Raw genomic sequence first — 25,933 nt, forward strand, 5'->3', positions numbered from 1 at the left:
CCACACTTCTCTACGAGTAAGTGTGGGCTTCTAGCATCAACGGGGATAGCATCAGAAGAAACAGAAGTTTGTTCTGGTGACTGACATCCCCTCAGACTAGCAGTATCGCTGGTTCCCAACGACAAAATCCGCAAGGCTTCATTCTTGATATTTACCGCAGCATTGATATCACGGTCATGGGTAGTTTGGCAATGTTCACAAGTCCAACTTCTAACATCAAGCGGTAAACTACTAACTTGATTTAGACAGACGTGACAAGTTTTAGAAGAAGGGAAAAATCGATCAACTTCTTGATAGGTTTTCCCTTCTTTTTCGGCTTTGTACTTGAGCATTGTACCGAACATTCCCCATCCACAATCGCTAATTAATTTAGCTAACTTATGGTTTCTAACCATATTTTTAACCCCTAGATTTTCTACAGCAATCACTTGGTTTTCGTTGACTATCTTGCGGGATAGTTTGTGTAGAAAATCTTCTCGACAACGAGATATTTTAGCGTGGACTTTAGCTACTTTTAATCTAGCTTTTTGTCTACTGTTACTTCCCTTTTGTTTACGAGATAATTTTTGTTGTTTTCGTTTTAAGTTACGTTGATGTTTAGCAAAGTGTTGGGGGTTACTATATTTATCTCCATCACTGGTAATTGCCAAATGGGTTAACCCTAAATCAATCCCAATTGCTTTTCCATTCGTTGATAGATTGGGTGTTTCCTTCCCGTCATCAACTAAGATAGAAGCATAATACTTTCCATCGGGATTCTTTGAAACAGTAACGGTTTTAATTGCGCCTTGAAATTCCCGATGACGCACACAATAAACCAACCCTACTTTACCGGGTAATTTCAGGTAATCCCCTTCCAACTTGACATTTTGGGGATAACTGATTGATTGTCTACCGTGTTTGGATTTGAACCGAGGTAATCTTGCCCGTTTCTCAAAGAAGTTTTTGTAAGATATGGACAAGTTAAGAGCAACAACTTGCAAAGATTGGGAATAGGCATCAGTTAACCAAGGATATTCTTTTTTTAATTCAGGCAATAATCCTTGAATTGCTTTTCTTGATAATCCTTTTCCCGTTTGCTTATAGGTTTCTTGACACAAGTTTAGGGCATAATTCCAATACCAACGACAACAGCCAAAGATTTTTGCTAAGGCGATTTGCTGTTCGGTTGTTGGGTATATGCGATACTTGTATGCTTGAAACATTGTCACTTTCAACTCTTTGATATAATCTAACATATTATTGTTAATTTTGTCGGGATTGACAAACGCAAAATTAACTTGGGGGAGTCCATGTAACGCACGCTGATTTCTGGTTATTTTTTTTGTTTTGTGAAATTCAGCGTGGGACTTATCGCTCCCCCAAACCCCCTCGTCAGTTAAAAAAAGGCAAATAAATCGCTGGAGGATAGGGATTCAATCGAACCTTTTCCTACCAGCGATAAATCATTTATTTAAAATAATATCAACCGTTAAACGGCTAAATATTGCTGAACCACTAATACTAACTGTTCGGCCCAATGGTTAGCTAAATCGGAACTTTTGGCTTCGACCATCACCCGAATTAACGGCTCAGTTCCCGACGCCCTAACTAAAATTCGCCCTTGATCTCCCATAGCGGCTTCTGCGGTTTCAATCGCTTTAACCACGGGTTCGCACTCTTGCCAATGACGCCGTTGATGAACGTCCTCAACCCGGATATTTTTTAACAGTTGGGGATAGGTTTGGAAACTATTATTAACTAATTGTGCTAGAGACTGACCGGAATCTTTAACTAAGGTGGCCAAATGTAGGGCCGTCATTAACCCATCACCACTAATTCCATAATGGTGACAGAGAATATGTCCCGACTGTTCGCCGCCTAACATCGCTCCTGTCCGTTCCATTTCGGCGTGAACGTGTTGGTCGCCCACCGGAGTCCGAATCATTTGGCCCCCGAATTGTTGCCAAGCCCGTTCAAAACCCAGGTTAGCCATCACCGTTGAAATAATTAAATTTTTCGGTAATTGTCCGGCTTTGCTCAGGGCTTGACCCCAAAAATATAGAATATAATCCCCGTCCACCGTCCGACCTTGGCCATCGACGGCTAAAACCCGATCCGCATCCCCATCAAAGGCAAATCCGAGATCGGCATTGTGTTGTAAAACAGTCTCTTGTAAGGCTTGTAGATGGGTAGAACCGCAATTTACATTAATTTGATGGCCATTGGGTTGATCGTGGAGACAAATCACCTCCGCCCCCATTTGTGTAAATACTTGGGCTGCTAAGGGAACTGCGGCCCCCCAAGCTAAATCTAAAACCACCCGCATTCCCTTTAAATTAACGGCTGGAAGTAATGGCCCGTGCAGAGATTGGGCATAATTGTGAATCAGTTCCGGGCGGTAATAGTGTTGGCCACAGTCGCTATAAACCACGGGAAAATCGGAATTTCCCCTAATTCCCGCTTCTATTTGCTGTTGGAGGGCGGTGGAGAGTTTTGTGCCATCTTTTCCAAAAAACTTAATTCCGTTGTCTTCTGGGGGGTTATGGCTGGCGGAAATCATCACTCCCCCAATGGCTTCGGAGGTTAGGGTTAAGTAGGAGACACCGGGGGTGGGACAAACTCCAATATGCCAAACTTCTAAGCCCGCAGCAATGAGTCCGGCGGAGAGGGCCATGGCTAACATATTGCCAGAGGTGCGGGTATCTTGGCCTAATATTACTGGGCCAGGATGGTTGGCTTGCTGTCGGAGAACTTGGCCCGCCCAGAATCCCACTTGTAAAGCCAGGGGCGCGTTCAGCAGTCCGCCTACCCGTCCCCGGATACCATCGGTTCCAAATAATGGGGTGGTGGGGAGTTCCCCAACTTGATCGGCAAAGCCAAAATGGGATATGGTTCGAGGTTGGGCGGTATGGGCTGGTTTTAGCGGAAAACTAAAGTTCTGAGTCCGAGCGGGTGTTGCGACCATAAAATTCACTCCTCTTAATATATATTCACACACTCAATGTGGAGCATAGCACGTCAGGAACGAAGGTCAACGATTTTGACCGATGTGATATATATTACGAGGGTTGAAATTTACTGATTTTATCTGATCCGTTCCTGATCTATTGTCATTCTACAAGATGTAAGGATCAAAATCTGAATTTATTTTGAATACCCTAATGGTCACAAAAATTTCCCCAAAATCCTCTTTTTATTCAGTTCTTTTAATTGGAATTATTGCTATCACTGGGTTGATTGCTTATGCTAATATCCTGAATAGTTTTTTTCTCTCGGATGATTTTGTTTTAATTGCATTATTGTCTAAATTAGGGCCGTTTGGGTTATGGTTCAATCAACAGCATGGTAAATCGTTGTTTTTTCGTCCTCTCTTGGGAGTGATTAGTTTTTTAGACTATAAAATCTGGGGTTTGAACCCTTTGGGTTATCATTTGACAAATTTTGGGTTTCATTTAGCTAATTCTTTTTTGGTGGGAAGTATAGCATTTTTATTCAGTTTAAATTTAAGATTAGATTTAAAATTAAAACGGTTTATTCCTTATTTAGCTGGATTTATTTTTCTATTATTACCTTCCCATTCGGAAGCCGTTTCTTGGATTTCTGCCCGAACAGATGTTATCGCCACCTTTTTTGCTCTACTCTCTTTTTGCACCTATTTAAACTTTAGACACTTTGGTAAACCCATAAAATTATGGATTTCGTTAATTGCCTTTTTAGCCGCCTTATTATGTAAAGAATCCATTGTGAGTTTTCCTGGGTTAATTATCGCCTATGAATTCTATCAATATTCACAAACAAAATCTAAAAAAATTGAGAAATCCTTAACAAATTGTCTACTTTATATCGCAGTTTTAGGATTCTATTTTATTTGGCGATATCTCAAATTAGGAACATTAGTGGGAGGCTATGGAGAAGGAATTCATCTTAAATTTAATCCCATACAAATTTTATATAACTTAATTATTTATCCCTTGCGTAGTTTCTTGTCCGCTCAATTCAACTCTAGTTTAACCTTCTGGATTTCAGCTTTTATCGGTTTGGTTTTAATCTCTATATTTGCCGTAATTGTCAGTTATTATCGTCATCAATTCCAATCTAATATTCCTCAAACCTTACTTTTAATTATTGTAGGATTTTGGATTTGTGTGTTACCCGCTATTAATGTTTCCGTCTCCCCTTTTGATAGTCAAGGAGAACGTTATTTATATTGGGCGTCTAGTTTTACCTCTATTTATATCGCCTTAATTTTTACCATTCTGGTCAGTCATTTTCAACTCTGTTTAATTCTATCCTCAATTTTATTAGTGAGTTTGGGATTATCTCTCAACACTGTTAACCAAAACTGGAAATTCGCCGGAGAAATTTCTAAAAGTCTGTTATCTAGTTTACAAAAAATGCCGATAGAATCCCCGATTATTACCACCATTCCCGATAATTTTAGAGGGGCTTATCTATACAGAACAGGATTAATTCAAGGACTCTATCTTTTTGATCTTGATAATCGTTTTAATGTTCAATTTGAACAGAAATCCACGGATAAACCCTTTGAAACCGTGAGATTTTATAGCAATAATATTTTATTAGTGATGATGAATACCCTGCGAGAACCTAGCGATAAAATTATTGTTAATTCCCCCCAACCTAACCAATATCAATTTCAATTATCCAATCCCCAAACCTTATTTTTTCCCACGCCCAAAAATACATTGGTCACTAAAGACTATCAAGTTAGCGATGTACAACCCCAAAGCTACACCCTGACCCTCAAAAATCCTAGCCGTTTTCAGGATTTATTATTGTATTCGTCGGGGGAGTTTGTTAAACTATCGAATTAATCTTGTATTATAGAGACAATTTATCAAACGATAATATTTAGGTGTGATGGAACCCATTTATATTTTAGGGGCTGGCCCGGCTGGTCTGGCGGCGGCCTATACTTTAACCAAGCAAGGTCAGTCCGTGGTGGTGGTTGAACGCGATGGTCAAGTCGGAGGATTAGCCAAAAGTATAGAATATCAAGGCTTTATCTTAGATTATGGCCCCCATCGATTTTATACAAAAATTGCTCCGGTTTTGCAACTTTGGGATGAAGTTTTAGGGGATGAACAAGTTACAGTTAATCGTCTGACTCGGATTTATTATGGGGGAAAATATTTTAGTTATCCCTTAAAAGCTAGACAAGTTTTATCCGCATTAGGGTTAGTTGAAAGTTTAAGAATTGTCCTGTCTTATTTAGCCGTCCGGTTATTTCCTAAACCCGAAGCTAATAACTTTGCCGAATGGGTAGAAAATAAATTTGGCAAACGACTATCAGAAATATTTTTTGAAGGTTATACCGAAAAATTATGGGGTATTCCCTGTACAGAAATTAGTCCTGATTGGGCTGCCCAACGCATTAAGGGGTTATCGTTATCAAAAGCGATTAAAAATGCTCTTTTAGGCAATGATGGGAAAGTTAAAAATCTGATTGACCAGTTTCAATTTCCCCGTTTGGGTTCGGGTCAACTCTATGAAAAAATTGCTGACTATTTACAACAGCATCAGCAAGAAATTTTATTAAATACGGAAGTTATTCAAGTTCATCATCATAATTCTCAAGTTTCCCATATTACCCTGAGAAATCGTATCACCAAAGAGGAAAATACCGTGGCTTGTGGGGGGGTTATTTCCTCCATTCCTCTCACCCATTTTGTTCAACAATTGCAATCTTCCCCTCCTGAAAAAGTTATTGATGCTGCAAAATCGCTAAAATTTAGAAATACAATTTTAGTCTATTTAATTGTAGAAGGAGGCAATCTTTTCCCTGATAATTGGTTATATATTAATGACCCCCGGGTGCAAGTGGGACGGGTGACAAATTTCGCCAATTGGTCGCCGGAAATGTTAGCTAATACCGAACAAACTCCCCTCTGTTGTGAATATTGGTGTAATTTTGGCGATGATTTATGGCAATGTCCAGAGGATGAATTGAGAATATTAGCGGAAAAAGACTTACGCAAAATTGGGTTATTAAAAAATCAAGCGGTTTCCGATGGGTTTATTGTTCGTTTACCCCGCACCTATCCTATCTATGCAGGAAATTATCAAGCTGCTTTATCGGAAATTCAAGACTATTTACAAACCTTCCAAAACTTACAATTAGTCGGACGTTATGGGGCATTTAAGTATAATAATCAAGACCATAGTTTATTAATGGGAATTTTTGCTGCGGAGAATGTTTTAACTCCGGGTAAACATAATCTCTGGAATGTTAATAGTGATAGCGAATATGTGGAAGAAGCTCACGCAGAAGCCGCCACCACCGCCGCCACGAATACTCGTCTATCCCGCCGTCGCCAAACCTTAAAAACCCTCCGAGAATTTGGCGGCTATTTATTTACCGGGGGCGCGGCTACTATTATTGATGTACTGATATTTTCCCTACTTATTCAGTCGGGACTCTGGTATGTTTTTGCCTTGGGAATTAGCTATTTTATCGGGTTAAGTACCAATTTTTGGCTAAGTCGGCGGTTTGTATTTGGGATTTATTGGAAAAACTGGTTTGTTCAATATGGCGTATTTGCGACGGTTGCTTTAAATAGTTTACTAGCTAATTTAGGGCTATTACAACTATTAATTAATGAGTTAGGATGGCATCCAACCCTATCCCGTTTAGTTAGTGCGGCTTGTGTCGCCTTAATTAGTTTTACTGGACATAAGTTGTATTCATTCTCATCCTCAAATCAATCTAATAATCAAGTTTCTGAACTGCAATCTTAACTGATAATGTCTGAACAAAAACAACAAGCTAAAGTGAATTTAATCGCTATTTTTATAATCACTTTAGCTACTTGGTTAATTCTAGTTCCCTTTATTAATCCGATAAAAATTCCCTTGGGAGACAATACAAAGGGGGTAATTTCTTTAGCCAGTATTGAGAATATTAGTCCCTATACGGACTATCTCAAATATATTATTTTACTCCTAATTCCTCCCTTAATTGCGACTCTGGTTTTAAACCTGAATCATAAACCCCTGGGAATACTTTTAAGGATTCTTAACCATCGTTATACTTGGATAGGAGTTAGTTCTATTCTATTACTAACTTGGTTAATAAATACTCCTTTCAGCCAATTTAGAATTAATTCAACTTTAATTGATTCTTTCCATGAAGGGGAATTTTTAGGGTTTTTACCGAACTTTCTCCAACTTCCCAAACCCTTTATCAATACGGTTTTAATTCATGGGTATGGCGTTGATGTGCTTCCCAGTTGGTTAGCAAAAAATCTCGCTACCCAAAATAATGGTATTGCTTTAACTCGGTTATTCGTAAACTTGGAAAATGTGATCACCTGTTTGGGTTATTTTTGGATAATTTGGGAATTAATTAATTTAGCAAAAATCAATAAAAATAGGTTAAAAATATTCTTAATTTCTTGTATTTTGTTTTGTGTCTTTGATGGAATTTTTTATAAATTTGATGGACGTAGGGGAACCAGTTTTATTATTCAATTGGCGTTAACCTTACGGTTTTTTAGAATAGCGGAAACTCAACCCAACCAAGCCCAATGGTTATCGGTGTTGATTGGAGCATCAATTCCCAGTAGTTTTTTCTATATTTATGACCGAGCAATTTATTTTATAGCTGTTTATTTATTTGCTTCTATTTTATCATTATTTTTACCTAAAAAAACAACTATTTTATGGTTCAGGGGTTCACTCGTTGGAATCGTTATTGCTTCTATTTTTAGTATAATTATCGTAGGTTTTGAGCAAATAAACGCCATTATCTCTCAAGTTTTATATTGGGGAAAATATGGACGCTATATTTCTTTTATTCCCCTTCCTCCCCTAGAATTAACCTGGACTTCTCAAACCTTTTGGTTATCGATGTTTGTTCAAAGTGCGGTTTTAGTTTACCTGATTTTAGACTTTAAAAATCAGGGTTTAAAACTCCGTCCCTTTATTCAAAACAATCATCTAATTATTTTACTTCTGATTCCTGCATCGGTTTACATGAGAATTACCCTCGATAGAAGCGATATCGGACACGCCTATCATGGGGCATTAATTACGGCATTTTTAGTAATTTACCTAATTTATTTAGGATATAAACATCAAATAGAACCGCAGTTATCCCCACTTAATATAACTCCCATTCAACAGAGTTTAACTATTTTTATCTTAATTGTAATTATCTTAACAGAACCCGGTTTTAATGTTTTTAAAGGTATCCAAAAACTGACGCAACTCCCTGAATTTTTATCGACTCCCGACTCTCAACTTTTAAAACCCGATTATTTAGAAGCATGGAATACTCTTAAACCTGAAATTGAACAACAATCTTGCTTTTTTACCTTAACCTCCGAAGGATTATGGTATTATTTATTTGATAAACCCTCCTGTTCTAAATATAGTTATGTTCTATATGCTAAACCTACCGTTGCACAAGAAACAGTAATTCAAGAATTGAATCAAACTAAACCTGATATTTTATTATTAACTAATGAAATATGGTATCAAAATCCTTGGGATGAGGTGTTAAAATCTGAATCCGCTTCTTTGATTTATCAGAATGTGTTAACGACTTATAGACCTTATAAAACAGTTCAATCCCATTGGTTTTGGAAACGCAATAATCAACCATTAAAATTAACTCAAACTCAATCTTTAAATGGTAATATAGAATCCTTTCCTACCCAAAATATTCATCAAAGTGATAATTTATCCATTGGTGGGTGGTCAATTATTCCTGAATCTTCCCAACCTGCGGATGCAGTCTATTTAAGTTTAGGGGAAAATAATCAATTAATTGCTGTTGGTCAAGTTAATATTCCTAGACCCGATGTAGTCCAAATTTTATCTAACCCTAAATATGAAAAATCCGGCTGGATGATTCGAGTTCCAACAGCAATTTTACCCCCAGGGAATAATCAAATGAAAGTCTGGACTTATGACGCTAAAAACAATCAACTCACTCAAATTGGAAAAGGTTTCAATTTAGAAATTCTCCCCTAACCCCGTTGTTGCGCCGTTGTTGCGCTTCAGCGCACTCTTTCAAATAATTTTTATTAATTTGGGATTACCTTAATGGAGAAAGCCCGGTCGGGCTTACTACGGCAATTTTACCCCCAGGAAATAAGTTGTTGCGCTTCAGCGCACTCTTACTCTTTAAAATAATTTTTATTAAATTAAACATTTTATTGAGTTTAATATGAGATAATTAACAGAGAAAATCTGAAAACCTCTTTCCTATGGCGACGCTAAACCTGAAACCCACCCATAAACCCATTAGAGCTTATTATGACGCTTTACAGCAGTTTGCCAGATTGGGAGTTTCCCACGAATTAGCGGTTAAAGACGCCTTTGCAGACCTGTTAAAAGCCTGTTGTCCGCAATTTGAGTTAACCTTAATTCCTGAAAAACAAATTAAATTACCCAACGGTAAAAGTATTCGGGTTGATGGTGCTTTAGTTCGAGATGGAAGTATTAGATATGGCGTTTGGGAAGCGAAAGATAGTCAGGATAAATTAGAGCGAGAAATTAAACAGAAATTTGCGGTAGGTTATCCGAAAGATAATATTATTTTTCAATCTCCTGAACGAGTAATTTTATGGCAAGGAGGAAAACAAATCTGTGATCAAGATATCACAAAACCGCAGATTTTAGTAGATACGTTAAAGTTATTTTTTGAATATCGCACCCCGGAAATAGCCCAATGGGAAATAGCGGCGGCAGAATTTGGGGGACGGGTTAAAGATTTATCCGGTAAATTGATTGATTTAATCGAAACCCAACGCAAAATTAACCCGAAATTTATTCAATCTTTTAGTGAATTTACGGAAATTTGCCGTCAAGCAATTAACCCGAATCTTTCTGAGGCGGCGGTGGAAGAAATGTTAATTCAACATCTGCTAACAGAAAGAATTTTTAGACAAATTTTTAATAATCCTGATTTCACCCGTCGTAATATTATTGCGGTGGAAATTGAAAAGGTGATTCAAGCATTAACGTCTAAATCTTTTAGTCGAGATAATTTTTTAGGGGAAGTTGATTATTTTTATCGCGCTTTGGAAGATGCGGCTCAAACCATTGATGAGTTTAGCGATAAACAGCATTTTCTGAATACGGTTTATGAGAAATTCTTTCAAGGGTTTGCGGTTAAAGTTGCGGATACCCACGGAATTGTTTACACACCGCAACCTATTGTTAATTTTATGGTGAAAAGTGTTGAGGATATCTTACAAAAAGAGTTTGGAAAGTCATTAAATGACAAGGGTGTGCACATTCTTGACCCATTTGTGGGGACGGGTAATTTTATTTTACGGGTGATGCAGGAAATTAAAAAAACTGCCCTTCCCTATAAATATGAACAGGAATTACACTGCAATGAGGTGATGTTATTGCCTTATTATATTGCTTCGATGAATATTGAGCATCAATATTTTGAAGCTACGGGTAATTATAAATCTTTTGAAGGTATTTGTTTAGTGGATACTTTTTCTGATCAAAAGGTGCAACAGTTATCTTTATTTACGCCTGAAAATACCGCCAGGGTTCACCGTCAGAGAAGTTCACCGATTTTTGTGATTATTGGAAATCCTCCTTATAATGCTTGGCAGGTTAATGAAAATGATAATAATAAAAATCGGAAATATGAAGAAGTTGATCGACAAATTCGAGAAACCTATGCTAAAGATTCAAAAGCAACAAATAAAAATTCCCTTTCTGATCCTTATGTTAAAGCAATTCGCTGGGCATCAGATAGAATAGGAAATGAAGGAATAGTTTCTCTTGTAACTAATAATAGTTTTATTAATGCTCTTGCTTTTGATGGTATGAGAAAACATTTAGAGAAAGATTTTGATTTAATTTATCTTATTGATTTAGGTGGTAATATTAGAAAAAATACAGATCCCTCAAAAAGTATTCATAATGTTTTTGATATTAAAGTCGGAGTCAGTATTAATATTTTTATTAGAAAAAATAGATTCAATCAGTCTAAGGATACAAAAATTTATTATGCTAGTGTTGGTGAATTTTGGAGAAAGGAAGAAAAATTAGGATATTTAGATCAGTCGCAAAGCTATAGTAATATTGAATGGTCACTCATTGATCCTGATCAAAAATATACTTGGTTAACAGAAGGATTGCAAGATGATTTTGAAAGTTTTATCCCAATAGGAAATAAAGAAACTAAAGATAAATCAACTAATGAATCAGCAATTTTTAAAAATTATAGTATTGGTGTTCAAACTTCGAGAGATTCATGGGTGTATAACTTCCAAAAAAATAAATTAATTAATAATATAAAATCCATGATTATCAATTACAATACTCAAGTTATTACATGGCATAGTAAAAAAGAATCTCAAAATACAGTAGATGACTTTGTTGACTATGATGATTCTAAAATAAAATGGAGTAGTCGCCTAAAAGAATGTCTTGAATCTAATACAAAAGTAGAATTTAGTTTAGACAGAATTAGATTATCTTTTTATCGTCCATTCTCTGTAGAATTTTTATATTTTGATGAAGTTTTAAATCAACGTCGTGGTCAGTTTTTCTGCATACTGCCGACCTCAGAAACCGAAAAAGAGAATAAATTAATCTGGCTAAAAGTAGGTAGTGAAATTCCTATATTTGCCATAATGGTTAACCGAATAGCAGATAGAATGCCACAAGGTGGTTCTCAATGTTTCCCATTCTACACCTACGACGAAGACGGAACAAACCGAAAAGAAAATATCACCGACTGGTCACTTGAACAATTCCGAAACTATTACCAAGATCCGACTATTACCAAATGGGATATCTTCTATTATACCTATGGATTATTGCATCATCCCACCTATCGAGAACGCTACGCCGCCAACCTAAAACGGGAACTTCCTCGCATTCCCTACGCCCCAGATTTTCGCGGTTTTGCTGATGCGGGACAACAATTAGCAGACCTGCATCTGAACTATGAAGAAAAACCCGAATATCCGCTTAAATTTATTGAAAATGATCAAGTTCCTTTAGATTGGCGAGTGGAAAAAATGAAACTTAGTAAAGACAAAACCCAAATAATTTATAATGAGTTTCTCACCTTAAGCGGTATTCCTCCTGAAGTCTTTCAATATCGTTTAGGAAATCGTTCGGCGTTAGATTGGGTAATTGATCAATATCAAATTAAAACCGATAAACGTAGTGGAATTGTCAATGATCCTAACCGTTTAGATGATGAACAATATATTGTTAGGTTAATTGGTCAAGTGATCACCGTTAGTTTGAAAACTGTTAAAATTGTTGATAATTTACCGGATTTGGGATTAGTTTAATGGAGAAAGCCCTTCAGGGCTTACTACGGTTTTTAATGTTTATGTTAATATATTGGTTAAGCCACAAGGTAGGTGATTTAATCCAAAACTAAATGTTTAAAATCTAACAGTCAGGACTTACGCAAGCACACTATATATAGCGTGTCAAAAGTAGGCGATCGCCCTAAAAAGTCCTAATTATTTATTTTCCCCCCAATGTTGGGGGCTAGGGGGCTAGATGGCTTGAAATGTATACTGTTTAGAATGGATAAATGGATAAGGTTATGAAGGATTGATCAGCAGTTTTAGAGACTATTTCTCAAGCAGCAATATTTGCCCCCTAAATCCCCCAACATTGGGGGACTTTAAGAGGTTGTCCTGTTAAAGCGATCTCGTTTGAGTTACGAGGGCGATGGCAGTACCGCCACCTGTCGGCATCGCCAACTCATTAGTATGCTACATATAGCGTAACTGCGTAAGTCCTGACAGTGCTAGTTGTTATGAATTAACTGGAAAATAAGGAGATAAAAATGCAAATTGCAATCAAGCCAGAGCAAGAAAAATTTATTCTTGAAAAACTCCAACAAGGTAAATATAAAAGTGTGGATGATTTATTAACAGTAGCATTTCAACTTTTAGATCAGCATGATGAAAGAGAAAAGCAACTGATTGAACTCAGGCAAAAAATTGCTGAGGGAAAACAGCAAATTCGTGAAGGAAAAGTTGTTGATGGTGAATTAGTTTTTCAACAACTACAAGAAAAGTTAAATTCTATGGAAGAACGTTTTACAAACCGTTAAAATTGTTGATATAGCAGTCGCCACATCTATTAGGACATTCTTGAAAGCTAAAAGCTGCTCACAGTAAGTATTTACCTATTGCCCATTGCCTATTCCCTATTGCCTCTTGCTATAATTTACCTGATTTGGGATTAGTTTAATGGATAAAGCCCGGTCGGGCTTACTACTTTATATTTTTTTAAACTTTAGGTTTAGATGGGGGTGTAATCTTGAATTTGTTTAAAATAGCGCTAATTTCTAATAATAACTCAAATTCTTTTTCGGGTAATAAATTATTATTAGTATGTTGTTCTAAAAAACTAAATGCCTGCCGAAATTGCTCCGGTGTTGCCATAATTGGGGAATCAAAATGACAGGGAATAATCCGGTTAAAATCCCATTGAGAGACTTGATTTGCCCAATTTAAGGTTTCTTCCGGGGCGCGATTTAAAATTAAAGTTTGTAAAATTGGAGCGACAAATAACTGTCCATTTCTGCTTAATGCTTCAAAGGTTTCTTGCCAATTGGGTTTCCATTTAAACGGATAAATCCCAAAATAGGCTTTTTTTGAACGGTCGGGCGCTTGCCAAGATTCCCGCACGGCATCCCCTAATTCTATGGTATCTAAAACACTGGGACGAAAATAAAAGGAAAATAATGAAATTCTGTGCCATCCTCGGCGACGGGTGATTTCTGTATCTTCTACTTTATGAAAGGTATCATCTTTGGCATGGAATAGGAGGGGATAGGGATCGAGTTGAATAATAGCCGGAGGGGTGTCAGGAATAGAAACAATAGTATCAGTTACTAATAGGGTTTGCGATCGCTTATGAAAAAAAACCACCTCGGCAAACCGTCCAATTCCTAATGCTAAAGGCCCTAAAATTTTATAGTCAAATTCATCAGCAAAGGGTGTATTTCGACTGTCCTGGGGCAGAATATGAGTCCGTTTTGCGGGTAAACCTAACCAACTTAGGGGTAAATTAATCGGAAAACTCCACTGTCCGGGGGCGACAAAAACTTGGGCGTTGGGAAATTTTCGGGCAAAGGGGCCTACAAATACCTTATGTTCAACTCCTGAAATTGTTGGTAAAATAATGTATTTTACCTCCCCATATTCTACGATTAATTCTCTGATTAAACCCAGGCATTCGGGGGTAGGAGCCACGGGGGCATAGACCAACAAACCCCCCTGTTCCAGTTTTACCACGGTCATCCGAATCGGAACCACCACATACAGAATCCCCTGTACCTGCTCAAATGTCCAAATGCTCTGGGGTACGACTTCCGTGCGGAGGGTGCGCCGTTGACTGTAGGGATAAATCGGGACAACGGGCCACAGCGGCCATGAACAGTCCGGCAATGAACGGTTTTGACGGGGTTCTTCTGGGGGTTTCCGAGGGTACTCCACTGTTTTTGTAACTCCTGTGTCCTGTAGACAGACGAGCCTTGGATAGACGCGCCGTGGCTCGTCTCTACTTTAGGATATAGGAATTTGTTCTAAACTTTCATATTCATCTAAAATCCCTTTGGGGGGTTCGTCTCGATGCAATAAAATACCGCGTATTCCTAGGGCTTTTGAACCTTGATAATCGGCTTTAAAACTATCACCAATATGCCAAACTTCTGGCGGTGAAGATTGATGTTTATTTAAGGCAATTTGGAAGATTTCAGAACTAGGTTTAGCGGCTCCTGCTTCGGTGGAAATGGTCACGGTTTGAAAAAATTCCGCTAAATTTAAAGCGTCTAAAACCGGATATAATCGGGAATCAAAATTAGATAATACTCCTAATTCTATTCCCTGGGCTTGCCAAGATTTTAACTTAGGCGGAACATCGGGATAAACAAACCAAGGTTTTTCGGTTTCAAAATAACCATATAGGGCTTGAAAAAAAGCGGAGAAATCCTTAAAATTATCATAGAGTCCGACGGTTTTAAAGGTTTGTTGGGCGATCGCTTTCCACCATTCAAACTCTAAGGAGGGAATTTCACTGGGATCGACCCCGGGAAATGCCATACTCGGAGCCGCTAAAAAACAGTTAAAAAACACTTTATCCAAAATTTCCGCTTCAGCATTGACGCCAAATTGTTGTGCAATAATTCGGTAGGCTTCCCCCACACTATGACGCACACCAAATAACGTCCCAACGGCATCTAAAAAAATCACACGGGGTTTTTCCATTGTCGAATTCTGCGAATTAGTCATATTTACGATTGCTATAGTAAGTCTAAATCAGTTGTATCAATAATTTGAATAGGACTTACGCAAAACAACCATATCTAGTAGGGGCGAACGGCCGTTCGCCCCTACAGATGGTGTATAATTGGGTATTCTGCGTAAGTCCTATAAATTTTAAGATGCGCTTAAGCGCAACAACGGAATATGAGTTATTCTCTATCTCCCATTTTTTGCTCCATTGAAATTAATAAATCCTGCAAGGGTCGGGTCATCCAATTAAACGCTACCCGAATTTGATGGTCAAAGGTGGGGAAGCGATATAAATAGATTAAACGTCTGGTTAAATGGGCAAATTGACCGTCTAATTTTATCCCTAAACCTGTTAAGGTGGCGTTATCTGTTCCTAATGTCATCATTTCGCCTAAATTAATATATCGGAAGGGTAATAATGGTCTTCCTGTTAATAACGCCCAAAGATTCCATCCGGTATAATCAGCTTTTTGAAAAGCGGCTTGGGCAGTGCTGGGAATTTTTTGACCGTCGGCGTCTTGAGTATCTGCTAAATCTCCTAATGCAAAAATTTCAGGATGATCAATCACTTGTAAGGTTGATGTGGTGACAATTTGACCCCGTTGATTGTGTTTTAAAGGCAGCGATCGCACCACCGGAGACACTTGGGTTCCCACCGTCCATAAGACTAAATCCACCGGAATAGTATCAATTTTCCCGCGATATTCTAAGGAAATTTCATCGGCGGTAATTGATTCTACCGTTGTTTCTAAATCTAGCCAAACTTGACGATTAGATAGGGCAGTTTTAGCGGCTTCTCGATTAAATTCGGGAGAGTTTTTTAGAATTTCCTCCGCTTGTTCTACAATTCTAATTCGTCCTTTTGTTCCTAAGCGATCGGCTAATTTACAAGCCAGTTCTACCCCACTATAACCGCCGCCCACAATGGCTATTCTAACTTTATCTTGTTCTAAGGTTTCTAATCGTCGTAACTGTTCTTCTAATCGATAGGCGTCGGCAATGGTTCGGAAGGGAATGGCATAATCTTTCGCCCCCGGAACTAAATCTAAAGGTGTTTCTCCTCCCAATGCTAAAACTAAATAATCGTATGAAATAATGGTATTATCTTCGAGTTTAACCTGTTTACTATTTATCTCAATTTCACTAACTACCCCTTGACAAAATTGCACCTTAGTATCTTTTAATAGGTCTTCAAATGCGGGGGCAATTTCCCAACTTTGGAGTTCATTGGTTAGTAATTCATACAGCAGGGGTAAAAACAAAAAATGGTCATTCTGATCCACAAGAACAATTTCCGGTTGTTCGGATTTTTGCCAAGGAAGTTGACTCAAACGTAAGGCGGTGTACAGTCCACCAAAGCCTCCACCAAGAATACAGATGCGGGTTTGCGGTTCAGTCATATTAAAATTGGGGGTTTGGTGAGTTGGGCTGTTTCTTTAAACTAGGATAGCAATTTTAGTCCGAAAATGTTAAGTATTGCTACAAGGACGAAAATCAATTACCTTTGTTTGGTAAAACATCTTAGCTATAACGATTAATTTCCCTTGAGTACAGTTTAAAAAATTTTAGGAGATCATTCCATGATGTTGTTAGCCGCCACCGTCGCCACCCCCGTTACTCACGCCTGGAGTCCTACCATCGCTATTGTGATGATTGTGTGTAATATTGTCGCGATCGCCATTGGTAAAATTTCCATCCAACAGCCTAATGCTGGCCCTCAATTACCCTCACCTAATATGTTCGGTGGGTTTGGCTTACCTGCGGTTTTAGCAACCACAAGTTTTGGTCATATTTTAGGGGCGGGTGTGATTTTAGGATTATCTAGTTTAGGAGTTATTTAACTCATTTTAGATATAGGGTGCATTCCCATGCACCTAATCGATCCTGATTCAAATTATAACCGAAATAATCCCCCCAGCCTCTATATCCTAGGGGCTATTTTATTTTAATAATAAAGCACTATAGAAATCCCAACCGAGGTTGTAATAATTTACAACTGATAGGAAACAACCGGAAGTATTATCTGGCGTTCCCAATTCGTAATCCGTAATTCGTAATTCGTAATTCGTAATTCCCTATTCATAATCCTGTCCTGAACCATATTTCCACGCTTCTAACCAACGATAATAATAGTATTGTGAGGAAGATGGTAATTTTTTAAACATCGGTTCTAGGGTTTTTCCCAGGGGATATAAACCCGTATAAAGCCCTAAATTCCAGTAGTGAATTGTCCAATCAATTAAACTCATTAACCCCACCTGGGGAATAATTTTAAAAATCAAACCCGGATGAGTTATCGCCGTTTTGGATAAGGTTTGAGTTAAAGCCGAAAACTGTACCACATCTTGCAAGAAAGGTTTTAAAATGGGTTCTCCCAATTGTTCCATACCTTGAAATACGGTAGTTAATAATTGGTTAATTTGTTCGGGGTTAATTGTTTGTTGAATCCCCACACTCATCGACCGTTGAAATAACCAAGTTACGGACAAACTAGGTTGATAGGGTTGCAATAAAGATAAGGCATTTTGACTTAATTGATCGGTAGTTAAGGCTTGATCAATTCCATCCGTTAATCGTTGTAAATGACGTACCATCGCCCCAAATCCCCCAAAACTTAACGGAGATTGATTTCCACTACTATCTCCCACGGCAAAAACACGATTCCAAGGCATTTTTAAGGGACTATTTTTATAACAGGGAAAGAAGCCAAATAATGCCCGTTTAAAGGTTAATTGATTTAACTCAATCTGTTGATATTCGGGTAAAAGTTTCAAATAATCTTCAAACAAAGATTCTAAACTAAACCGTTGGGGGTCAGCATCTAAATAGGTGAATAAATAAGTTGTTCTTCCATCCCTAGCGGGAAACGCTTCCCAAAAATATTGACATTGATTTTTTAAAGAAGTAAATGAGGCAAAAATATCCCCCGTTTGATTATTAGGATAACCCGTCGCACAGGTTCCCACCACCAAACAAACCGCGTCGGGTTTTTGTCCTTGTCTAGCTTGTCGAACTAAGGGGGAAAAATGCCCCATTGCATCTATTAATAAACGGGTTTTGATCATTATTTCTGACCTCTCCCCTGCAAACTGAGAGGAGTTAATGACTTCTACCCCATCAGGATGAATAATAGCCGCATGATAAGCTGTATTTTCTAATAATATTCCTCCGACTTCTAAAAATTTAGTTTTGAGAGTTTCTAATAAATAAACTGGGTCAACTCCAATATTCAGAACATCTTTTACCCAAATATCAGCGCCATTGGGAAAACTTAAACGGGCGGGGTTATATTCCGTGGCGATCGCTGTTTTTAATTCTACTTCCGATAATAAATTTAATTCGATAAAAACCTCTAATTCCTTCCGAGAAATATTCCATTCCTGTTCCCGTCCTTGCAATTTTCCCCGTTCTAATATCGCTACTCGCCATCCTTTCATCGCTAGGGTTGCGCCAATTAAAATTCCCAAAGTTCCGCCACAAATTACCACATCATAATCTACATTTTCTAAAAGTTGACTATCCTGTTTAACGGTATGGGGAAGGGGGAGAGTATTATTTTTCAATCCCGTCCAAAGTTCATCGGCTTTTACCAGACCATTTAAAGGGTTTCCCGGGATTTGAGATAGAATTTCTTCGGTGAGAGACATAGCAGTTACAATATACCATTCTTAATAGGATAATCGATTTTCTTCAATTTTAATCTCAATTAACTTTCATCGGCTAAAATCTTCAAAAATTCTTTTAACTGATTAAGAATCTGATCAATTTCAGGTCAGAAGTTGTCTAGCTAGTTTGACTATTTAGCACGAATAGCAGCTAAACGAGCATAATCCAGATTTTTTTGATACTGAATAACCCGTTGTTGTGCTTTACCATAATTAATATCAGAAGTCGAAACTGCTTTCATATTTTCAATCGCTTTTTCCCATTGACTCGCTACAAATTCCCATTCATCTTTGGATTTAGATGTTTGTCCTAAAAATGCAGCAGTATTAGCTTCATTTAACCCTTGTTGAAAATAAATTTCTGGAGGTTGTACGGATGGATTTTTAGGTTGGGGATTAGCATTTTTTTGACTATACTCTAAATTATTTTGATATTGTTGAACCCGATCTTGAGCAAGCACATAATTTTCCGAAGAATCAGGAACAGACTGCATTAATTCAATAGCATTTTTCCATTCATCTGCAACAGTTTTCCACTCATCGGAAGTTTTAGCCGTTTGTGCTAAATTAGCAGCTTTTGTTGCTGTTTCAATGGCCTCTCCAAAATAATTAGTTTCATCCTGATTTTCTTCATTATTTTCTGGTACAATTTCTTCTGTCGTTTGAACATTTGAGGAAGAAGTTTGTTCAGTGTTTTCAGTAACAGAAGCATCAGAATTTACATTCTGTGATGGAGTAATTTGCGAGAGTTTAATGCCTGAACTAATAATTAAACCTACTAGGAAAAATACAATGGTTTTTGATAAATTATTTTTAGATTGATTACTATTATTCTCTAGTCGGTAGAATATAGTTGCGAGCATAAGCCAAATTATCAAAACGAATAATGCACTTAAGCTAGTAGGATTTTCTAGCATATTAGAAATTACTAGATTAGTTTTCATTCCCATGCAATATGAAATCTCTGCTTCTTCAGATAAATCATAAAAAAATTTACAATTTAATTCTTGAAATTTAAAGAGAATATTCCAAGTGATTAGAGAATTAATAAAAATTATAAATGTTGCTTTTGTTCCTTCCAATAAAAAATTAAACTTAGGCAGCCATTTACCTATTAAAATTTGACTCAAAAGATAAAACAATGAGCATATAACTATTGTTATTAATACACATAAAATAGTAAAAATACCTAATCTTGATAACCAAATAAATCGAGTTGATCCAGATATACTTATAAAAATATCTATTAGAAATGGTAGGATTAAAAAGCCAGGAATTCCAAGCGGAAGAAGAATTAAAGATCTAACCAAAGGAAGCCAAAACGGTTGTGTATTCATAGGAACGAAGTTGAAGTTATTTTTATTAGAGGTAAATGGAAAACAGGATAGAGAGAAGGTGATATAGAAAAAAAGCAGGTAAGGATATTGATCAATAGTTCATAAGGAGCGATCGCTCGAACTTACTATACTCTATAATAGAGGATAAAGTCATAAAAAGAAACCAGGTTTCTAAAACGTTAATCTATCTGCTAATTCTCTTAAATATTGTTGTCGCCATTGGGAATCGGTTTTACGATTTGTTGGAATTTCTAAGATTCTAATTCCTGTTTTGGGGAGAAAATTTAACCGTTGTTGCAATTGTTCCCAGGATTGAATTTGTTCATAATTAATATTATAGGTCGCTGCTAATTGGGCAAAATTAATATTTTGAGGAGTAGTAAAATATTCCTCAAAGGGAGGATTAAATTGAGAAATGGGCAACATTTCAAAAATTCCACCCCCATTATTATTAATTAAAACAATGGTTAAATGTCCGATAAATTTATCTCTAATTAAAAATCCATTAGTATCATGAAGTAAGGCTAAATCCCCAGTTAATAAAATACTACTTTGCTGATGATGGGCAATTCCTAAAGCGGTTGATAGGGTTCCATCAATGCCATTTGCACCGCGATTAAAAAAGGGTTGAATGTTTAAATGGTTCGGACACCAAAAGAATTCTACATCCCTCACTGGCATACTATTGGCAATAAAAATAGGGGTATTCTGAGGTAAAATTTGAGACAGTAACCAAGCAACTTTGGGTTCTATCAAGGATGTAGTCAGGTTTAATTTTTCGTCAATTGTATTTCTGGATTGAGCTTCTAATTCATCCCAAAAATTACTATATACTTTAGATTTTTTTACAATAATTTCCTCTGAATTGTTGGCTTGAGTAATTCCTTTTGAGAGTTGTTCTATTGATATCCTAAGATGGGTGGTTTTTCCATGTAATCCATCTAGGTTTTGATAACTAGGATCTAGGATAAAATAATCTGGTTGTTGTTTTTCTAACCAATTTCTTAGGGTTTTACTGGTGGGTAAATCTCCAACTTGAATCACCACTTCCGGGGCGAGTTTTTCCGCTAAGGTTGAATTTCTCAGAATTAAATCATAGGTTGAAATTAAATAGGGATTGAGGTTAGAATAGTTCCTGACGGGGGATAATCCCTCGGCTAAAACGGGATAATTTAAGTGTTTGGCAAGTTGGGCGATCGCTTGACAATAAGCTAACGGATTTTGAGGTTGATCTACACCACAAATAATAATTCCTTGGGAATAATTGTACCATAGTTTTAAATAATTGGATATATCAAAATCAGATAACATTAAAGTTTTTGATAGATTAATTTTACCAAAAAAATCATCGGTTAATAGGGTTTTTAATGCTTCTGTTTCTGGTTGATAAACGGGATATAAAGGATCACGAAAGGGAATATTAAGATGAACAACGCCACCAATAGGAAATTGCGATCGCTCCCAAGCATAAATTAAGGTTTGTCGCAAATAACGTAACAATCCTAAGTCTAAACTAGGAACGGTTAATTCCGTTTGAAAATTGGGATAATTACCATATAATTTAACTTGGTCAATAGTTTGTCCAGCATGACAATCTCGTAATTCTGGGGGGCGATCTGCGGTTAAAATTAATAGGGGAACTCGGCTTTCTTTGGCTTCGATAATAGCTGGATAAAAATTGGCCCCGGCGGTTCCAGACGTACAAACTAAAACCGTAGGTAAACCGGATTTTTTGGCAATTCCTAAAGCAAAAAAAGCAGCAGAACGTTCATCTAAAATTGGGATAGTTTCAATGCTAGAATGTTGAGCAAAAGCTATAGTTAAAGGGGTAGAACGGGAACCGGGACAAAGAATAGCTGTTTTTAATCCTAATCGAGCCAAAGTCTCTACTAATACAGAAGCCCAAACTGTGTTAATATTACGGAAGTCAATCATTTTATCTCAATTAATTTTAATTTTAATTTAACCAAGGAACTCAACCATGTCTTTTGTAGGTTTACATATTCATAGTGATTATAGTTTACTAGATGGGGCATCCCAATTACCTCAATTAATTGACCGAGCATTAGAGTTAGGAATGCCAGCGATCGCTGTTACCGATCACGGTGTTATGTATGGCGCCATTGAGTTAATTAAAACCTGCCGCAATAAAAACATAAAACCCATTATTGGTAATGAGATGTATGTGATTAATGGTGATATTAAAGTTCAGGATCAGAAGGATAAGCGCCGAAGAAAATATCATCAAGTGGTCTTAGCTAAAAATACCCAAGGTTATAAAAACTTAGTTAAACTAACCACCATTTCACACCTCCAAGGATTTCAAGGAAAAGGGATTTTTGCCCGTCCCTGTATTAATAAAGAACTATTAGAACAATATCACGAAGGGTTAATTGTTACCAGTGCTTGTTTAGGGGGAGAAATTCCCCAAGCTATTTTACAAGGGCGTTATGATGTGGCGCGGGAAGTCGCGAAATGGTATCAAAGGGTATTTGGAGAGGATTTTTATTTAGAAATTCAAGACCATGGTTCTCCAGAAGATCGGATGGTGAATGTTGAAATTGTTAAAATTAGTCAAGAATTAAAAATTAAAATTATCGCTACCAATGATTCCCATTTTATCTCCTGTAATGATGTGGAAGCCCATGATGCTTTACTTTGTATTAATACCCAAAAATTAATTAGTGAAGAAAAACGGATGCGCTATAGCGGCACAGAATATTTAAAATCCGCCGAAGAAATGGCGCAATTATTTCTTGATCACCTACCCAATGATATCATTCAAGAAGCGATTAATAATACTGTAGAAGTCGCGAATAAAGTTGAACCCTATAAGGGTATTTTAGGCGAACCTCGTATCCCTGACTATCCCATTCCTGCCGATCATACGGCGGATACCTACTTAGAAGAAGTTACCTGGAAAGGGTTACTAGAAAGAATGAATGCTAAGACTAGAAGCGAGATTAAACCTCTCTATAAAGAGCGCTTAGAATATGAGCTTAAAATGATGCAACAGATGGGATTTTCCACTTATTTTTTAGTGGTTTGGGATTATATTAAATTTGCCAGAGATAACAATATTGCCGTCGGGCCAGGACGGGGTTCGGCGGCGGGATCATTAGTAGCTTATGCGCTAAAAATTACCAATATTGATCCGGTTTATCATGGTTTATTATTTGAAAGATTTTTAAATCCTGAACGGAAATCTATGCCTGATATTGATACGGATTTCTGTATTGAAAGACGAGATGAAATGATTAAATATGTCACTGATAAATATGGAGACGATAAGGTGGCTCAAATTATTACTTTTAACCGCATGACCTCAAAAGCGGTATTAAAAGATGTCGCCCGGGTATTAGGAATTTCCTATAAAAATTCGGATAAAATGGCTAAATTAATTCCGGTTTCACGGGGAAAACCCGCCCGTTTGAAAGTAATGATTTCCGATCAAAGTCCCTCGCCGGAATTCAAAGAAGCCTATGATAATGAACAAGTTGCAGTTCATAATGAGGCGGGGGAAGAAGTCAATACCATTACTGTTAAACAATGGTTAGATATGGCAATTCGCATCGAAGGTACTAATAAAACCTTCGGAGTTCATGCGGCGGGGGTGGTGATTTCTAAACAGTCTTTAGACGAAATTGTTCCCCTACAACGGAATAATGATGGGGCGGTCATTACGCAATATTATATGGAGGATTTGGAAGCCGTTGGGCTATTGAAAATGGACTTTTTGGGCTTGAAAAATTTAACCATGATTCAAAAAGCGGTTAATTATATTGAACAAAAACATCACTATAAAATTGATCCTGAAAAACTTCCCTCTGATATTGAAAGAAAAGCCCAAGATGCCTATAAAACCCATAAAAAGTTACCTGAAGATGTGCTAAAAACCTATAAATTACTAGAAAAAGGGGATTTAGATGGAATTTTTCAGTTAGAATCTTCTGGGATGATAGATATTGTTAAAAAACTCAAACCTTCCTGTTTGGATGATATTTCTTCTATTTTAGCATTGTATCGTCCGGGGCCGTTAGATGCGGGTTTAATTCCCCAATTTATTGATCGTAAACATGGACGGGATGAAATTAGTTATGACCATCCCCTGTTAGAGCCAATTTTAAAAGAAACCTATGGAATTTTATGTTTTCAAGAACAAATTATGAGATTAGCTCAAGATTTAGCGGGCTATTCGTTAGGTCAAGCGGACTTATTACGCCGCGCAATGGGAAAGAAAAAAGCCGAAGAAATGAATAAGCAACGGGAGACATTTATTGATGGGGCAACTAAAAATGGAGTTGGGCAAAAAATCGCTGAAAAACTATTTGAACAGATGCTTCAATTCGCAGAGTATTGCTTTAATAAATCCCATTCCATGGCCTATGCCTATGTCACCTATGAAACCGCCTATTTAAAAGCCAATTATCCCGTTGAATATATGGCGGCTTTATTAAGTGCAAATAGTGGGGATACGGATAAAATCCAAAAATATATTGAATCTTGTCAAAAATCCCTGGGAATTAAGGTAATCCCACCCGATATAAACCTTTCAGGAATGGATTTTACTCCTTCAGATCAGAGTATTATTTTCGGACTTTCTGCAATTAAAAATGTCGGAGAAGGTGCGATCGAACATTTATTAGAAATTCGTCACGACGGGGGAGAATTTAAGAGTTTTCCCGATTTATGCGATCGCATTAATTTACAAATGGTCAATAGTCGCGCCTTAGAAGCCTTAATTAAATGTGGAGCTTTAGATAAACTCAACCCCAACCGTCGCCAAGCCATTGATCATTTAGATAAATTAATTTCTTGGGCGCAAAGTAAAGCCAAAGATCGGGCTGTGGGTCAACAAAGTATCTTTGATATTTTAGGCGGTGGAACTAATACAAAAAACACCCATGAAGATGCACCCAAACCCGCAAAACTTGAGGATTTTAAGGTTCAAGAAAAACTACAATTTGAAAAAGAGTTACTGGGATTTTATGTCTCGGAACATCCTTTAAAATCTATCTTAAGATCAATTGTTATAGAAGAAAGGGTAACTTTATCAGAATTAACGGGTAAAAAATCTAAGGTTAAAGTGGTGGTTGTGATTACTTCTATTAAAATACATACTACTAAAAAAGGCGATCGCATGGCATTTCTACAAATCGAAGATTTAACCGGACAAATGGAAGCAATTGTTTTTCCTCGAACCTATCAAGAAATTCAGACCTTTCCCAGTGAAAATAATATCGTTTTAATCACGGGAAAAACCGACAAACAGGAAGATAAAATTCAGCTTATTATTGATGAATTACAATTAGCCGATACTCTCCCTCGGATTGATAAAATTTCGCCTCTTTTATTAGAAGATTTACCCATAGAAGAATCAGAATTGATGGTGCTTTTACACCTAAAACTTGAGGAAGTCTATGATTTATCCCGACTTCAAAAACTTCATGCACTGTTGAAAGAACAATCATCAGGTAATCAACAACAAGCCAATATTCCAATTATTGCTACGGTTAAAGGAGAGTTTAAGTCAAGTCATAAAGGGGTTTGTTTAGGTCGTGACTTTTGGATACAGAATGCCGAAGCAACCATTGATTCCTTAAAATCTGCTGGATTTGATGCTGAAATTCAACCCAAATTAGAGCTATTAAGATCAAGTCAAGGCTAAAAAAGTTCGTTG

15 protein-coding genes are annotated in these 25,933 nt (G+C 37.1%); 7 read left to right on the plus strand and 8 right to left on the minus strand.

Features of this window, described 5'->3' with window-relative positions; all coding sequences use genetic code 11:
• Positions 1-1,205, minus strand: a 1,205-nt coding sequence (locus PL9631_RS04015; RefSeq protein ID WP_197046261.1) for an RNA-guided endonuclease InsQ/TnpB family protein, incomplete at its 3' end; no start/stop codon positions are given.
• 266 nt (positions 1,206-1,471) lie between these two features.
• Positions 1,472-2,947: a phosphoglucosamine mutase gene (glmM, locus tag PL9631_RS04020; protein ID WP_083617302.1), complete on the minus strand. Its 1,476-nt coding sequence runs from the start codon at positions 2,945-2,947 to the stop codon at positions 1,472-1,474.
• A 196-nt stretch (positions 2,948-3,143) separates the two neighbouring features.
• Between glmM and PL9631_RS04025 the strand changes: the two genes are divergently transcribed.
• The 5 genes from PL9631_RS04025 (at position 3,144) to PL9631_RS04045 (ending at position 13,063) form a co-directional block, all read left to right on the plus strand.
• Positions 3,144-4,817, plus strand: coding sequence for a hypothetical protein (locus PL9631_RS04025; protein WP_083617304.1), 1,674 nt, complete (start codon positions 3,144-3,146; stop codon positions 4,815-4,817).
• A gap of 46 nt (positions 4,818-4,863) precedes the next feature.
• Entirely contained in the window at positions 4,864-6,741 is a 1,878-nt protein-coding gene (locus tag PL9631_RS04030; protein ID WP_083617306.1) for a GtrA family protein, read from the plus strand.
• A 6-nt stretch (positions 6,742-6,747) separates the two neighbouring features.
• Entirely contained in the window at positions 6,748-8,979 is a 2,232-nt protein-coding gene (locus PL9631_RS04035) for a hypothetical protein (RefSeq protein WP_083617308.1), read from the plus strand.
• A gap of 236 nt (positions 8,980-9,215) precedes the next feature.
• Positions 9,216-12,284, plus strand: a complete 3,069-nt coding sequence (locus PL9631_RS04040; RefSeq protein ID WP_083617312.1) for a type ISP restriction/modification enzyme — start codon at positions 9,216-9,218, stop codon at positions 12,282-12,284.
• A 509-nt stretch (positions 12,285-12,793) separates the two neighbouring features.
• Positions 12,794-13,063 (plus strand): ribbon-helix-helix domain-containing protein, encoded by a 270-nt coding sequence (locus tag PL9631_RS04045; protein ID WP_083617314.1) that lies wholly within the window; start codon positions 12,794-12,796, stop codon positions 13,061-13,063.
• A gap of 178 nt (positions 13,064-13,241) precedes the next feature.
• On the opposite strand, the gene PL9631_RS04050 is transcribed toward PL9631_RS04045, so the two are convergent.
• The 3 genes from PL9631_RS04050 to PL9631_RS04060 all read right to left on the minus strand — a co-directional run bounded on the left by PL9631_RS04050 (position 13,242) and on the right by PL9631_RS04060 (position 16,651).
• Positions 13,242-14,453 carry a DUF4336 domain-containing protein gene (locus tag PL9631_RS04050; RefSeq protein ID WP_083617316.1) on the minus strand — a complete coding sequence of 404 codons (1,212 nt, stop codon included), beginning with the start codon at positions 14,451-14,453 and terminating at the stop codon, positions 13,242-13,244.
• Between the two features lie 69 nt (positions 14,454-14,522).
• Positions 14,523-15,224, minus strand: a complete 702-nt coding sequence (locus tag PL9631_RS04055; RefSeq protein WP_083617318.1) for an HAD-IA family hydrolase — start codon at positions 15,222-15,224, stop codon at positions 14,523-14,525.
• 206 nt (positions 15,225-15,430) lie between these two features.
• A complete protein-coding gene (locus PL9631_RS04060; RefSeq protein WP_083617320.1) occupies positions 15,431-16,651 on the minus strand; it encodes an NAD(P)/FAD-dependent oxidoreductase in 1,221 nt (406 codons plus the stop codon).
• A gap of 180 nt (positions 16,652-16,831) precedes the next feature.
• On the opposite strand from PL9631_RS04060, the gene psaK reads away from it, so the two are divergent.
• Complete coding sequence (gene psaK / locus PL9631_RS04065) at positions 16,832-17,092, plus strand: photosystem I reaction center subunit PsaK (RefSeq protein WP_456238466.1); 261 nt, start codon at positions 16,832-16,834, stop codon at positions 17,090-17,092.
• Positions 17,093-17,326: 234 nt separating this feature from the next.
• On the opposite strand, the gene PL9631_RS04070 is transcribed toward psaK, so the two are convergent.
• From PL9631_RS04070 to menD, 3 genes are all read right to left on the minus strand, one after another.
• Positions 17,327-18,898 carry an FAD-dependent oxidoreductase gene (locus PL9631_RS04070; protein ID WP_083617324.1) on the minus strand — a complete coding sequence of 524 codons (1,572 nt, stop codon included), beginning with the start codon at positions 18,896-18,898 and terminating at the stop codon, positions 17,327-17,329.
• A gap of 149 nt (positions 18,899-19,047) precedes the next feature.
• On the minus strand, positions 19,048-20,253 hold the full coding sequence (locus tag PL9631_RS04075) for a hypothetical protein (protein ID WP_156090451.1): 1,206 nt from the start codon (positions 20,251-20,253) through the stop codon (positions 19,048-19,050).
• Positions 20,254-20,424: 171 nt separating this feature from the next.
• Positions 20,425-22,188 carry a 2-succinyl-5-enolpyruvyl-6-hydroxy-3-cyclohexene-1-carboxylic-acid synthase gene (menD, locus tag PL9631_RS04080; protein ID WP_083617328.1) on the minus strand — a complete coding sequence of 588 codons (1,764 nt, stop codon included), beginning with the start codon at positions 22,186-22,188 and terminating at the stop codon, positions 20,425-20,427.
• A gap of 46 nt (positions 22,189-22,234) precedes the next feature.
• Here menD and PL9631_RS04085 point away from each other — a divergent pair, with 46 nt between their 5' ends.
• On the plus strand, positions 22,235-25,921 hold the full coding sequence (locus PL9631_RS04085) for a DNA polymerase III subunit alpha (protein WP_083617330.1): 3,687 nt from the start codon (positions 22,235-22,237) through the stop codon (positions 25,919-25,921).
• Positions 25,922-25,933 lie beyond the last annotated feature (12 nt).

Source organism: Planktothrix paucivesiculata PCC 9631, assembly GCF_900009265.2.
In the GTDB taxonomy this organism is placed as follows: Bacteria; Cyanobacteriota; Cyanobacteriia; order Cyanobacteriales; family Microcoleaceae; genus Planktothrix; species Planktothrix paucivesiculata.